10 protein-coding genes and 1 pseudogene are annotated in these 13,747 nt (G+C 69.0%); 4 read left to right on the plus strand and 7 right to left on the minus strand.

What is annotated here, in order from left to right:
• The first annotated feature begins 278 nt into the window (after positions 1-278).
• Positions 279-467 (plus strand): hypothetical protein, encoded by a 189-nt coding sequence (locus tag AC1D12_RS01050; RefSeq protein ID WP_156155058.1) that lies wholly within the window; start codon positions 279-281, stop codon positions 465-467.
• Positions 464-727: a hypothetical protein gene (locus AC1D12_RS01055; RefSeq protein ID WP_477838466.1), complete on the plus strand. Its 264-nt coding sequence runs from the start codon at positions 464-466 to the stop codon at positions 725-727. Before AC1D12_RS01050 ends, AC1D12_RS01055 begins: the two co-directional genes overlap by 4 nt.
• On the opposite strand, the gene AC1D12_RS01060 is transcribed toward AC1D12_RS01055, so the two are convergent.
• The 7 genes from AC1D12_RS01060 to AC1D12_RS01090 all read right to left on the minus strand — a co-directional run bounded on the left by AC1D12_RS01060 (position 724) and on the right by AC1D12_RS01090 (position 12,451).
• The gene (locus AC1D12_RS01060; protein ID WP_047509919.1) at positions 724-1,749 is read right to left on the minus strand and encodes a GGDEF domain-containing protein; all 1,026 of its coding nucleotides are present in this window, start codon (positions 1,747-1,749) and stop codon (positions 724-726) included. The two genes, AC1D12_RS01055 and AC1D12_RS01060, sit on opposite strands and share 4 nt — an antisense overlap.
• 33 nt (positions 1,750-1,782) lie before the next feature.
• Complete coding sequence (locus tag AC1D12_RS01065) at positions 1,783-8,364, minus strand: hybrid sensor histidine kinase/response regulator (RefSeq protein WP_477838468.1); 6,582 nt, start codon at positions 8,362-8,364, stop codon at positions 1,783-1,785.
• 100 nt (positions 8,365-8,464) lie between these two features.
• A complete protein-coding gene (locus AC1D12_RS01070; RefSeq protein ID WP_477838470.1) occupies positions 8,465-10,768 on the minus strand; it encodes a methyl-accepting chemotaxis protein in 2,304 nt (767 codons plus the stop codon).
• A 58-nt stretch (positions 10,769-10,826) separates the two neighbouring features.
• On the minus strand, positions 10,827-11,345 hold the full coding sequence (locus AC1D12_RS01075) for a chemotaxis protein CheW (RefSeq protein WP_047509916.1): 519 nt from the start codon (positions 11,343-11,345) through the stop codon (positions 10,827-10,829).
• Between the two features lie 62 nt (positions 11,346-11,407).
• Positions 11,408-11,773, minus strand: a complete 366-nt coding sequence (locus tag AC1D12_RS01080; protein ID WP_047509914.1) for a response regulator transcription factor — start codon at positions 11,771-11,773, stop codon at positions 11,408-11,410.
• A 60-nt stretch (positions 11,774-11,833) separates the two neighbouring features.
• On the minus strand, positions 11,834-12,226 hold the full coding sequence (locus tag AC1D12_RS01085) for a response regulator (RefSeq protein WP_052202924.1): 393 nt from the start codon (positions 12,224-12,226) through the stop codon (positions 11,834-11,836).
• 72 nt (positions 12,227-12,298) lie between these two features.
• Positions 12,299-12,451 carry a rubredoxin gene (locus AC1D12_RS01090; protein ID WP_082004612.1) on the minus strand — a complete coding sequence of 51 codons (153 nt, stop codon included), beginning with the start codon at positions 12,449-12,451 and terminating at the stop codon, positions 12,299-12,301.
• 190 nt (positions 12,452-12,641) lie between these two features.
• Between AC1D12_RS01090 and thiD the strand changes: the two genes are divergently transcribed.
• Both thiD and AC1D12_RS01100 read left to right on the plus strand, forming a co-directional pair.
• The gene (gene thiD / locus AC1D12_RS01095; RefSeq protein WP_052212899.1) at positions 12,642-13,580 is read left to right on the plus strand and encodes a bifunctional hydroxymethylpyrimidine kinase/phosphomethylpyrimidine kinase; all 939 of its coding nucleotides are present in this window, start codon (positions 12,642-12,644) and stop codon (positions 13,578-13,580) included.
• Between the two features lie 11 nt (positions 13,581-13,591).
• Positions 13,592-13,747 (plus strand): annotated as a pseudogene (locus tag AC1D12_RS01100) (aspartate aminotransferase family protein); the annotation flags it as partial.

The raw sequence follows: 13,747 nt of genomic DNA on the forward strand, positions 1-13,747 counted from the left end.
TCCTTTCGCTGCCGGCACCGGCCGGTGGATGCGGTGGATCGTCGCGCCGTGGCGGGGGGAAGGCTGTCGCCGCGGGCCGCGTCGCGGCGCAGGAAGCCTGCGTTCCCGGCTGTAGGGCAACGCCGACGTGCACCGGGGCAGCGTGAGCAGATGCAACGACTGTAGGCACGCTCCTACGCTCGTTTGCAGCCTCGGCCGATGGCAGCGGCGCCGAGTGCACGCGACGATGCCTGTCATGCTCCCCACCCCGTGGGAGCGCTCGCCGAGGAGCAGTGACGATGGCAAGCGATGCAGATTGGCTGGAAGACGTGCGGCGCTGGGCCCTGGGTGACCCGCAGCCGCACCGGCCGGCAGCCGAGCCCTCCGATGTGCCGGCAGCGGCCTTGCCGGACGATCTGGGCTACGAAGCGGCCCACCCGGCCCTGCAGGCGCGCCACTGGCCTGACGCCTTGCCGTCGAAGCCATGAGCGCCGTTGCGTCGTCGCCCACGTCACCTGGCGGTGCGGCCGCTTTCTGGAATCGCAGGCCGGCCATTCCCCCGCACTGGCGTTCGGAGAACGCGCTGATGCTGGCGGGCCTGACCCTGTCGGCTGTCTTGCTGATCGCGTTCTGCGCGGTCGTCTCGGGCGTGGTGCGCAGTGCCGAAGCGATGCACCAGTCGTCAGTCCAGCCCGTGGATTCGACGGCGAACCGCCAGGCCACCGGCAGCGACGAACGCCCGGGCTAGAACAGCTCGACGTCCCCGATGATCGAGTCGTCCTCGAGCGCGCCGCTGGCCACCAGCGCCGCATGGCTGCGCACCTGGTTGCGGCCGTGGCCCTTCGCGTAGTACACCGCCTTGTCGGCCCGCTCGAACGCACCGCTCGGGGTGTCGCCGGGCTTCACCTCGGTGAAACCGATGCTGATCGTGATGCGCCCGACCTGCGGGAACGCATAGGCCTCGGTGTTCTGCCGCATCCGCTCCAGCGCCATGGCCGTGTCTTCCTCGCGGGCGCAGCGCATCAGCACGACGAACTCTTCGCCGCCGAACCGGTACAGGCGGTCGTGGAAGCGGAAGCTGCTGCGCATCAGCCGCGACAGCAGCAGCAGCACCTCGTCGCCGATCAGGTGGCCATAGCTGTCGTTGACCGACTTGAAGTGGTCGATGTCGATCACGCCCAGCCAGTAGTGCTGGTGCGATGACGGCGGCGCGCGGCGCGTGTCGGCATGCGACACCAGCACCGGCGTGTTGGTCGCCTTCAGGAAGCTCTCGTCGAAGGTCTTGCGGTTCAGCAGGCCGGTCAGCGTGTCGCGTTCGCTGTAGTCGAGCAGGCCTTCGAAGTTGCGGTAGATGCGCAGGATGCTGCAGACCAGCCGCTGCGACTCATCGCTCATCGCCGCCTCGGTCTCGACCTCGAGCACGCCGACCACCTCGCGGTCGGTGCTGACGGCGAAGACCGTGAGGTTCGGCGTGCCGGGCACCGCGAGCACCGTCTGCCCGTTCATCGCCTGCAGCCGCGCCGGGAAGGCGTCGAGCGCGGGCAGGCTGTCGACATCGGCCCACACCGGATCGGCACGCGCCACCGCGTCGTGCAGGCCCAGGTGGGCCCGTGTCAGCCAGCGCTCCTGCCCCTGGTCGCCGACGCTGCGGTAGATCGCCACCGACAGCGGGCGCAACAAGTCGCGCAGCGCGCCCACCAGCGTCACATCGAGAATGTCGCGGTCGCGAAACCCCGTCAGCTCGGCGAGATGGTCGACCAGCTCGGACATCGGGTGTTCTCGTGTGAGCGCATGGTGGCCGGATTACACCAAGGTGACGTCGGCCGTGTAGCGCCCGATCAAGGCCAGCAGGTCTTCTTCCGAATACGGCTTGCCCAGATAGTGGTCGACGCCCAGTTCGGCCGCGTAGTCGCGGTGCTTCTGCGCGATCCGCGAGGTGATCATGATCACCGGCAGGTCGCGCAGGCGCGCGTCGGCGCGGATGTTGCGCACCAGGTCGAAGCCGTCCATGCGCGGCATCTCGATGTCGCTCAGCACGACCTGCGGCAGGTCTTCGGCCAGGCGCTCCAGCGCGTCGATGCCGTCCTTGGCGAGCTGCACGCGGTAGCCTTCGCGCACCAGCAGGCGCTGCGTGACGCGGCGCACCGTCAGCGAATCGTCGACCACCAGCACCAGCGGTGCCAGGCGTTGCGGCGCCTCGGCCGCCGCGGCCTCGATGATCTGCGCCTGCGTCGGCGCGTGGCGTGCCGCCAGCGTCGCGGCACGGGCCGCATCGCCATACAGCGTGGCCAGCGCCACCGGGTTGTAGATCAGCGCGACCGCACCGGAGGCCAGCAGCGTCATGCCCGCGAGACCCGGCAGGCGCGACAGTTGCGGCCCGAGGTTCTTCACGACCACTTCCTGGTTGCCCAGCACTTCGTCGACGTGCAGCGCGATGCGTTGCTGCGCGCTGCGCACCACCACCACCGGGCGCATGCGGGTCACTTCCTGGCTGATGGCCGTCTGCTGCAGCAAGGCGCCCAGCCAGAAGAACAGCAGCGAACGGTCGCCGACCGTGAAGGTGCCGCTCGCGTAGGCGTGCTCCAGTTCGTCCACCTTGGCGCGGCGCACGATCTCGATCAGCGTCGCGGGAACCGCGACCACCGTGCTGCCGCAGCGCAGCATCACGACCTGCGTCACCGCGGTCGTCAACGGCAGCAGCAGCTTGAAGCTGGTGCCCTGGCCGACCGAGGTCGCGGTCTCGATGCGGCCGCCCATCGCGTTCACTTCGGAGCGGACCACGTCCATCCCGACCCCGCGGCCGGCCAGCTCGGTCACCTGGTCGGCGGTCGAGAAGCCCGGCGTGAAGATCAGGTTGGCCAGCTCGGCGTCGCTCTTCGATTCATCGGCCTTGATCAGGCCCATCGCGATGCCCTTGTCGCGGATGCGCATCAGGTTCAGGCCGGCGCCGTCGTCGCGGAATTCCACGCCGACTTCGTTGCCTTCCTGGTGCAGCGACACGACGATGCTGCCGGCTGCTTCCTTGCCGATGCCGGTGCGCACGTCGGGGCGCTCGATGCCGTGCGTCACGCAGTTGCGCAGCAGGTGCTCGAAGGCCGGCGTCATGYGGTCCAGCACGCCGCGGTCGATTTCGATCGAGCCGCCGACGATGTCCAGGCGCACCTGCTTGCCGGTTTCCTTCGCGGCCTGCCGCACCACGCGGTACAGGCGGTCGGAGGCGCTTTCGAACTCGACCATCCGGGTGCGGAGCAGGTCATCCTGCAGGTCGCGCGTCAGGCGGGCCTGTGCCGCCAGTTCGTCTTCGGTCGTTTCCAGCGTGCGGTGCAGCGTGCGCTGCACGGTGGCCACGTCGTTCACCGACTCGGCCATCATCCGCGTCAGTTCCTGGAAGCGCGTGAAACGGTCGAACTCCAGCGGATCGAACGACTGGGCCTGCGCCTTCGCCTGCTCCAGCCGCGAGCTCATCTGCGTCTCGGCCTGCAGCTCGATGTCGCGCAGCTGGCCGCGCAGACGCTCCAGGTTGTCCGTCAGGTCGGACAGCGAGCCGCGGATGTTGCCGACTTCGGCCTCGATCCGCGAGCGCGTGATGCTGACCTCACCGGCCTGGTTGACCAGCCGTTCGAGCAGCGGGCCGCGCACGCGCACCGCGGAGTGCGTCGGCGAAACGGCCTGTTCGACCGCCGCAGCCACCGCCGTCGGCGAGGCGGCGAAGCGCGACCAGTCGATGTCGCCGCCCGGCACCTGGGCCTGGGCGGCAGCGCGTGCCGGTGTCAGCACCGGAGCGGCAACCGGCGGGGTCGCCGGCTTGGCCACCGGGGCGACCGGTGCCGCCACCGGCGCGGCCACCACCGGCGCAGGGAGGGTCGGTGCCAGCGGCTCGATGAACGGCGCGGCCTCGGCGGCCAGCGGCGTCGGTTGGGTCACCGGCGCAGGGGCCGGCTCGGCCACCGGCGGGGCGACGGGCGCCACAGGGCTTGCAACTGCAGGGGCCGCCACGACAGGAGCAGCCACCATCGGCGGCGCGGTGAACACCGGCATCACCGGCGCGGCCACCGTCATCGGTGCCAACACCACCGGCGGGGCGACCGGCGGACGGGCGACCGGTGCGGGCGGCGGTGCGACCGGCGCAGCGGCCGCTTCGGCGTAAGCCTGGGCGTCGCGCGAGCGCAGCGTCTCGAAGGCATGCGCCAGGCCGTCGGCACGGCCTTGCAGCGCCTCGACGTCCTGAGTGGTCGCCGGTGCCGCTTGCTGCAGCAGGTGCTCGATGCGGGTTTCCAGGCGGTGGGCCATTTCACCCAGCCGCATGGCGCCGGCCAGGCGGGCACCGCCCTTCAGCGTGTGCAGCGTGCGCATGCAGGCCGCGGCCGCCGAGTTGTCGGTCGGGCGGCGCGACCACTCGCGCAGCTTGGTCGCCAGCTCGGGGATCAGTTCCTCGCCCTCTTCCTCGAAGATCGGGAACAGCTCGGCGTCGACGGCATCGATCGCATCGATGTCGTCGTCATCGTCGTCACCCTCGTCGTCGACGTCGACGCGCACCGGTGCCGAGCGCTGCGGCTCGGYGGCGAGCGGCGAGAACGCCTTCAGCTCGGGCAGGCCGAGGCCGGCGAAGTTGGTGTCGTTGGTGCCGAACGAGCCTTCGGCCGCGGCCGACAGCGCTTCGGGGTCGAATGCCTCAGGAACCTCGGGAACCTCGGGCACGGCCGGCAGCTCCGGCGCCAGCGCCATCGGCTCGCTCAGCACGATCTCGGGGGCCGCTTCGAAGGCGGCCAGGTCGTCGAACGACACGTCGAGGTCGCCGAAGCCTTCTTCCGGCTGCGGTGCCGGGATGTCGTCGGTCGACGGCGAGGCCTGCGCCACCTCGGCCGCCGCGTTGGCGGCCTCGAGGCGACGGGCCGAGCTGATCTCGTGTGCGGCCAGGCGCTCCAGCAGTTCCGGTGCGGCGGGCTTCAGGAAGCCGGCGGCGAACTGGTGCAGCAGGCGGCGCACTTCTTCGGCCGAGTCGACGAACAGGCGGGCTTCGTCGGTCGTGCCGGCGCCGATCGCCTGCGAACGCATCAGCGAATGCTCGAGCAGCCGCGCGAGATGCGACAGCTCGCTGAAACCGACCGTGGCCGAACTGCCTGCCAGCGAGTGCGCGAGCGCGATCGGCATCTCGCCGATCGGGCGGTGCAGCTCCATCGCCCACTCGGCGACTTCGGTCGTCAGGCGGCGCGACAGTTCGTCGGCTTCGTTCAGGTAGATGTTGAACAGCGGGATGCCGATGCGCAGCGGGCCGACGATCTTGACCTGGTCGTCGTCGGACAGCGGCGCCGCGGCCGATGACGGCGACAGCTCGGTGACCAGCGGCGTGGCCTCGACGGCCGGTGCGCTGCCGAAGAAGTCGTCGCCCAGGTCGAGTTCGATCAGCTCGACCGAATCGGCCGACAGCAGCTGCGGCTCGCTGCTCTCGGCGACCGGCAGCGGCTCGAGCACGGCGTCGATCGGCGCGGCCGCGCCGAGCTGGTCGAGCATCGAGGTGTCGGGCAGTTCGATGCTCGGCAGCGTGCCGGTCGGCGCCATGGCGGCCGGCGCAGCGGCCGGGGCCTCGTCGAACGCGCCCAGGTCGAGGTCGAACGACAGGTCGGCCAGCGGGAGCGGCTGGGAGATTGGAGCGGCAACCGGCGCAGCAGCGACCGGCGGCGGCGCCACCGGGCGGGCCGCGGGTGGCGGCGTGATCGACAGCGGCGTCAGCGGAGCCGGTGCCGACACCGGCGCGGTGACCACCGGCCTGGCGGCCACCGGCGCCACGGCGGCCGGCTTCGCCGCGGTGGCGTCGCCGAACGACAGCGACATCAGCGGGACCGGCGCGGCCGGGCCGGCCTTGATCGGCGGCACCGGATCGCCACGGCCGAGCGCGTCGGCGGCGGCCTTCACCACCGCGGCATGGAAGCCGGTGACGTTCTGGGCGGCGATCGCATCGACCCACTTCGCGAAGTAGGCGAGCGCTTCGTTGGAGAAATTCAGCAGCGTCGGGTCGGCCGCCTTCTGGCCGGCCAGCCAGGTGTTGTAGACCTGCTCGCAGGCCCACGCGGCATCGCCGAAGTCCTTCAGCCCGACCATGCGCGAGCTGCCCTTCAGCGTGTGGAACGCGCGGCGCACGGTGGTCTGCTGTTCGACGTCGGCGCTGGCATGCGCCAGGGTCTTCAGCGCCGTCTCGGCGGTCTCGATCACCTCGCGCGCTTCCTCGAGGAAGATCTCGCGCATCTCGGGATCGTCGCCGAGGTCGGTGGCCGTGCCGGCCGGGGCCGTCGACAGGGCCGGCTGCACCTTGGCCGGCGCGGCCTCGGGCATGTCGAGCACCGGGTCGGTGGCGGTGTGGACGAAATCGGACAGCGCCTCGGAGAGCTGTTCGCGCGCGGCCGCCACCTCTTCGGTGTTGTGCGAATGCGCGATCGCGTCCTTGGCATGCTCGACGGCGGCGACCAGTTCGGGCTGCGCCGCGGCCTGCGCTTCATGCGACAGGCGGTCGAGGTCACGCGTGACTTCATCGAGCGGCACGTTGTCGCTCGCCGCGGTGAGCGACAGCGACTGGGCCTGCTCGATCAGGCGCGGCTCCACCGGTGCAGGCGCATGCGCCATCGCGAGGTTGGAGGCCTGGCGCGCGGCGGCGCTGCGGCCCATCAGCGGGCTCAGCGTGCCGGACTTGGCGTCGAACACGAACAGCGACTTCGCCATCTGCGGCTGCACGCTGAGCATGTCGATCAGGAAGCCGAGCGCACCCAGGTTGCCGGCCAGCCGGTCGAAGGTGCCCGACTGCACGACCTGCTGCGGGTCGACCTCGGTCGTGATGAGGCCATCGACGTCTTCGCGCATGCGCAGCACGGCATGCGAGGCCTGGTCCATGCCCAGCACCGACAGCACCCCGCGCATCGCGGACAGCTGGTTCGGCACCGGCACCAGCAGCTCGCGCTGCGCCGGGTTGCGGAAGAACTGGTCGATCGACTTCTCGGCCTCGGACAGCGAGGCGCGCRGTTCCTGCACGACGCTGCCCATGGTCTGGCGGTCGGAGACGCGGCGGTACAGCTCCTCCATCCACGCTTCGAGCGGGTCGGGGGTGTTGCCGGCGCGCACCGAGGCGATGCGCTGTGCGAGCCGGCGCACGCGGGCGGCCTGCTCGGGGTGGTCGAAATCGGCATCCTCGAGCGAGGCTTCGAGGTACAGCACGCTGGTCGCGACTTCCATCGCGAGCGCGGCTTCCGGCGCGACATTCGACTGCTGCGTCTGCACGACGGCCTGCTGCAGCTCATCGGCCAGCAGCTCGCCGCTCGGGTACAGCCGCTTGACCGAATCGCCGACCAGCGAGAACTGTTCGGCCAGGCCGCTCATGCGGTGCATTTCGCCGCCGGCCACCGACGACCAGGCGTCCTTGGCGGTGGAGACGCGCTTGCGGGCCTGCACGATCAGCGCCGGGTCGAAGCGACCGAGGCGGCTGGTGTCGTAGTCGACCGGCAGGTGTTGCGCGAGGCCGTAGGCCAGGCGAACGGCCGCCAGGCGCGGCGTCTTGCGGCCGTCGCCGGGCGAGGCGGCCTGCGCGCAGAAGAACAGCAGGTCCTGGGCGAGGCGCTCGGAGACGTCGGGCTGGCCGCGCTCCAGCGTGCGCAGCTGCGCGAGCAGCCGCGAGGCCACGCGCTTGGTGTGCACGTCGCCCTTCAGCAGGCCGTTGGCCTGGCCTTCGAAGAAGGCGGCCGCGAGCTTCCACAGCGTGGAGTGGGTCAGATCGGACGCCTGCGCGCCGAGACCGGCGCAGATGTCGCTCATGCGCTGCACGGCCGGCATCGGCTCGCCGCGCATGATCAGCAGCAGCTGGCGTTCCATCAGGCCGCGGGCGATCGAATCGGGGGCGCGCGGCTTGACCGTGGTGTCGGTCGGCAGCTCGCGCCAGCGCCAGTCGATGTTCCACAGGTCGGCGGGGTGCACGCGCTCGGCACCGGCCAGCGTCTGCACCGCCTGGTACTGCGGGAACAGCGCGAGCGGCGAGACCGGCTTGTCGGCCAGCAGGCGCTGCAGGTAGTCGAGCAGCGCGAACGACGCGCGCTCGATGGTGTCGACCTCGGCCGACGTGAGCTTCTGCGGCTTCGCGACGAAGCGCTGCACCGCCGCCTCGCTGGCGGCCAGCAGGCGTGCGACGGCCGGCAGGCCGACCAGTTCGAGCGCACCCACCCCCTGGTGGATCTGCTGCCGCGCCGTGCGCAGCACCGACGGATCGACGGCGTCGACGTCGGAGCCGCTGTTCGCCTCGGCTTCCTTCACGTAGCGGCGCAGCGCCTTGTGGGCGGTGTCCAGGGACTTGCGCAGTTCTTCGTGAACCCACGCGAGCGCGCTGAGGTCGTCTGTCGTCTCACTCATGGTGTCGCTCATCGTCGCGTTGGGGGCGGTGGCAATCCATCTGATGCCTGTGTGGGGTGAGGGGCTGCGGCCCATTCAGGGCCGCAGGCAACACACTAGCTCAACCGATCTTGAACCGTGCAACCGATTGCTTCAGTTCCTCGGCCGTCCGGGACAGCTCGCGCACCATCTGTGCGGTGGAACGGGTACCTTCACCGRTCTGCTCGGTCACCGCGAAAATGTGCTGGATGTTGGCCGCCACCACGTTGGCCGATTCGGCTTCGCGGGACGCCTGGCTGGAAATGTGCGCAATCAGGTCGGCAAGCTGGCGTGACACGCGGTCGATGTCGCCCAGTGCGTTACCTGCCGCGTCGGACAGCCGGGTTCCTTCCACCACGCCCTGCGTCGAGCGTTCCATGGCCGCCGCAGCATCCTGGGTGTCGGTCTGAATGGTCTTCACCAGGGCCGCAATCTGCCGCGTGGCGTCGCCGGAACGTTCTGCCAGCCGTTGCACTTCTTCCGCAACCACCGAGAAGCCTCGACCCGCTTCACCGGCCGATGCGGCCTGGATGGCGGCGTTCAGTGCCAGCACGTTGGTCTGTTCGGTAATGTCGGAAATCAGTTCGGTGATTTCGCCAATCTCCTGCGACGACTCGCCCAGCCGCTTGATCCGCTTGGAGGTTTCCTGGATCTGGTCACGGATCGAGTTCATGCCGCCGATCGTGTTCTGCACCGCGGTCAGGCCGGTCTCGGCAGCCTGCAGCGATTGACGCGCCACCTGGGCCGTCTGCTGCGCCTGGCTCGACACGTCGTTGATTCGGCCGGCCATCTGCAGCACCGACTCGCCGGTTTCGCGAATCTCGCGCAGCTGTTCGTCGGACGCGGCCAGCAGTTCGGTCGACGTGGCTTCCACCTGCTGCGTCGTTTCGGTCACCCGACCCACCGTGCCCTGCACCTGCGACACCAGCGTGCGCAGCTCTTCCACCGTGTAGTTCACCGAGTCGGCGATGGCGCCCGTGATGTCTTCCGTCACGGTGGCCTGCTGCGTCAGGTCGCCTTCAGCAACCGTCTGCAGTTCGTTCATCAATCGCAGAATGGCCGCCTGGTTCGCGTCGTTGACGCGCTTGGCTTCCTGTTCCTGGCGTTCGGCTTCGAGCCGCTGGTTTTCGGCGAGCGCGGCACGTTGCGCCTGGTCTCGCACAWACAGCTGCAGGAAGCCCGCGCCGCCGAGGGCCAGCACGACGGCCGACAGCACCAGCAGGCCCAGGTTCACGACGTTGAAGCCGGTGACGGTGGACAGGCGGTCCTGCACCGTTTCCAGGCCCTTGCGCAGCGGTTCGCTGTCGCCAATGATCGCGGACTGCGCTTCACGGGCCGACACCAGGCCCTGCAGGTTGCCCAGAATCGAGCTGGCCTGGGTCCGCGTCTCTTCGTATTGCTTCAGCAGCGCGGTCAGGCGCTCCTTGGTCTGCGGATCCTTGGTGCCCGGCAGGCGCAGTTCGGCGTTGCCGTTCGACAGGCCGTCGGCGATTTCGCGGAACGAGTTCAGGTCCTTGCCCAGCAGGAACACGGCCTCGGGGCTCACGCCTTCCATGGTCAGGAATTCGTTGGCCGACTTGCCGATGCGCTGCGTCAGCATCACGAGCTGGCCGACCGCCGACAGCTCGGCCGGCGAGGCTTCCTGCTGCAGCTTCAGCGACGACACCGTCTCGGCGATTTCCAGCAGGTCGGACGACTGGCGGTTGATCGCGCGCAGCGCCTGGCCGACCTGCGTCAGGATCTTCTGCTGTGCCAGCACGGTGTTCGCGTTCTTCTCGGCGCGGTCGATCAGCGGCAGCAGCGGCTCCAGCGTGTCCTGCACGACGCCCGGCGCCGCATCGACGTTCTGGTCGCCCTTGGCCAGGCCGCGCACGTTGCGCGCCAGCACCTCGGTACTTTCCTTCACCTCGGGGAAGGCCTGCGCACTGCCGATCAGGGCCTGCGACACCGACTTCGCCAGACGCTGYGACTGCATCAGCGCCTGACCGGAGTAGCCCACCTGGGCCGCGCCCTTGTTGGCCTGGTTCAGCGAGCTGATCGTCATGCCGACCAGGCCGACCAGGCCGAGCAGCACCATGACGCCCAGCACGCGCTGCTGCTGCCCGACCGGCCGGTTGCCGATCAGCGGCACGCCGGTGCCCGACATCAGCGCGGCGTTGTCGCCGCTCGGCAGCCGGGTTTCGGAGAAATCGGCGAGTTCGGACGGCGCAGCCTCCGAGATGATCGACGAGTCGAGGTTCACCGTGTTGGCACCGCCGTCCGGCCGCCCGTCGTCACCGTGCCCCAGGTCGAGGCCGGCCACGTCGTCCAGCGCAACGGCACCGTCGGCGCCATATGCGTCGTCACGGCCTTTGCCCTTGCCTTTGATTTTGTTCAGGAAGCTCATAGGTGCCTCGTTGCGTCGTCTTGGGTAATGCAGTCAGGAGGGCCGGCGCGGGTGCGCCTCAGCCTGCGATCTTCAGGAAAGCGGCCTCGGTGGCCAGCTGTGCCAGGTTCAGTTCGCGCCAGAGGCGTTTGCCTTCGTCGCGGTAATGCGTTCCGACGAAGGCCGGCTTGGCCTGTCCGTCGTCGGGTTCGGGCGTCAGCTGCTGCAGGTTGCGCAGCCCGGCAAGCCGGTCCACCAACACCGCGCAGTTGATGTTCAGGTCGGAGTTGAACGCGACGAACCAGGACTGCTCGCGCACCGGCTCGTTGCCGCGCACACCCAGGAAGCCGGCCAGGTCGACCACCCCGTGCAGCCGGCCGCGCAGGTTGGCCACGCCCATGAACCAGCGGCTGGTGTACGGCACCTGCATGGCGGGCGCGAACGGGAAAATTTCACCGGCCTCCTGCAGCGGGAACAGGAACCCGTGGCTGCCGCACTCGACGGCCAGCCAGGCGCGGCCGCGCTCCTGCGTACGCGCCGCCTGCAGCCTCTCGGCCAGGCGACTTTGCAGTTCGCGCAATGCTTCCTTGTTGGCCATTCAGTTCTCTGCCTGCGGGGCGACGTGTGACGGTGAGGTGGAGTGACGGATGCCGGCGGCGTTCAATCGAACGCGCGGATCTTCGACACCAGCTCGTCGGCGTCGACGGGCTTGACGATGTAGTCGCGTGCGCCCTGGCGCATGCCCCACACCTTGTCGGTTTCCTGGTTCTTGCTCGTGCACATGATCACCGGCACGTCGGTGAAACGCGGGTCGCGCGTGATCGCACGGGTCAGCTGGAAGCCGTTCTGGCCCGGCATGACCACGTCCATCAGGATCAGGTCGGGCTTTTCCTCGCCCAGCCGGCGCATCGCGTCTTCGCCGTTCTCGGCAGTTCGCACCGCGTAGCCGCGCTTGGTCAGCAGCTCCGACAGGTAGTGCAGTTCGGTCTTCGAATCGTCGACCAACAGAATCTTCTGAATCGCCATCGTCTTACTCCTTCAACTCTCTTGCAGGGCAACGTTACCGGGAAACAGCAGGTGTGCGCATCAGGCGCGGGCCGGCCGGTGCTGTGCCACGGCTTGCAGCAACTGGTCCTTGGTGAACGGCTTCGTGAGGTAGTCCTCCGAGCCGACCATCCGTCCGCGCGCCTTGTCGAACAGGCCGTCCTTCGAGGACAGCATGATGACCGGCACGTCGGCAAATTTCGCGTTTCGCTTGATGATGGCGCAGGTCTGATACCCGTCCAGGCGCGGCATCAGGATGTCGCAGAAGATCAGGTCCGGATCGTGGTCGTTGACCTTGGACAGCGCGTCGAAACCATCTTCCGCGAGCAGCACGGTATGGCCGCCCTGCTTCAGGAAGATTTCCGCGCTGCGGCGGATCGTGTTGCTGTCGTCGATCACCAGCACCTTGATGCCTGCGATGGCTTCATTGCTCACCGAGAATCCCCTCAATGACTGAAAGCGGCCGTGGCACCTGCCCGGCACACCATGTAAGAGCCCCAGCGACCATCAGATCTGGACCATTTCGAAATCTTCCTTGCGTGCGCCGCATTCCGGGCAGGTCCAGTTCATGGGAACGGATTCCCATGCGGTGCCCGGCGCGATACCGTGTTCAGGATCCCCTGCCGCTTCGTCGTAAATCCAGCCGCAGATCAGGCACATCCAGGTTCGGGTACCGCTGAGGTCATTGCTCACTTTGTTTTTGTCGCTTCACTACAATGAGAAAAGATTGTAGCGACGCAGATTGACAAAAAACCATTGATTCCTGGGCACCTACGCCACATTCCTCACATTTTTCTAGAAGTCAGTGCCGGCAAACCCGACTCGTCTTCACCTTCCTGACGGACCCCCCATGACCCCAGACGCCCCCCCCGCGGACCCTCAGGCCGACCCGAACCAGGAAGCGCCCGCCCCCGCCTGCGTGATGACCTTCAACGCGAGCGACCCGAGCGGCGCCGGCGGCCTGGCCGGCGATGTCGCGACGATCGCGGCGATGGGCGCGCACGCGCTGCCGGTGGTCACCTCGATCGTGCTGCGCGACACCGCCGAGGTGTTCGACCACAGCGCGATCGACGCCGACGTGGTGGTCGAGCAGGCCCGCAGCATCCTCGAGGACGTGAGCATCGCCGCCTGGAAGGTCGGTTTCCTCGGGTCTGCCGAGGGTGTCAGCGCGGTGGCCGAGGTGCTGTCCGACTACCCCGAGGTGCCGCTGGTCGCGTACATGCCCAACCTGTCGTGGCTCGAAGAGGATGACCAGCAGGCCTACCTCGACTCGTTCCGCGAGCTGGTGCTGCCGCAGACCGAGGTGCTGGTCGGCAGCCACCAGACGCTGACCGATTTCCTGCTGCCCGAGTGGAGCAGCGAGCGCCCGGCCTCGCCGCGCGAGCTGGCGGTGGCCGCCGCGCAGCATGGCACGCGCTTCGTGCTGGTCACGAGCGTGCCGCTTCCCGACCAGTTCATGGACAACGTGCTGGCCTCGCCGCAGGGCGCGATCACCGGCGAGAAGTTCGAGCGCTTCGAGGTGAGCTTCGTCGGTGCCGGCGACACGCTGTCGTCGGCACTGGCCGCGCTGCTGGCCGCCGGCAGCGAGTTGCACGCGGCCGTCGGCGAATCGCTGGCGTTCCTCGACCAGGCGCTGGACGCCGGCTTCCGCCCCGGCATGGGCAACGTGATTCCCGACCGCTTCTTCTGGGCGCTGCCGCCTGGAGAAGAAGGCGAGGAAGGCGAGCCCGGCAGCGGCGGCGCCGCCAACGACGATGAGGCCCCCAAGGACCCCCGGCATGTGCATTGAGACGGCGTGAGATGACGAAAACCAACGAGAGTCTGTTCGAGCGCGCGCGGCGCGTGATCCCCGGCGGCGTCAACTCGCCGGTGCGCGCATTCCGCGCCGTCGGCGGCACGCCGCGCTTCATCGCGCGTGCGCAGGGCGCGTACATGTATGACGCCGAGGGCAGCCGC

Source organism: Rhizobacter sp. P1_G5, from assembly GCF_056405435.1.

Excerpts from the sequence above, each read along its gene's own strand:
- AC1D12_RS01050 (WP_156155058.1), top strand. The coding sequence starts at position 279 with ATGGCAAGCGATGCAGATTGGCTGGAAGACGTGCGGCGCTGGGCCCTG.
- AC1D12_RS01055 (WP_477838466.1), top strand. The coding sequence starts at position 464 with ATGAGCGCCGTTGCGTCGTCGCCCACGTCACCTGGCGGTGCGGCCGCT.
- AC1D12_RS01060 (WP_047509919.1), bottom strand. The coding sequence starts at position 1,749 with ATGTCCGAGCTGGTCGACCATCTCGCCGAGCTGACGGGGTTTCGCGAC.
- AC1D12_RS01075 (WP_047509916.1), bottom strand. The coding sequence starts at position 11,345 with ATGGCCAACAAGGAAGCATTGCGCGAACTGCAAAGTCGCCTGGCCGAG.
- AC1D12_RS01080 (WP_047509914.1), bottom strand. The coding sequence starts at position 11,773 with ATGGCGATTCAGAAGATTCTGTTGGTCGACGATTCGAAGACCGAACTG.
- AC1D12_RS01090 (WP_082004612.1), bottom strand. The coding sequence starts at position 12,451 with ATGTGCCTGATCTGCGGCTGGATTTACGACGAAGCGGCAGGGGATCCT.
- thiD (WP_052212899.1), top strand. The coding sequence starts at position 12,642 with ATGACCCCAGACGCCCCCCCCGCGGACCCTCAGGCCGACCCGAACCAG.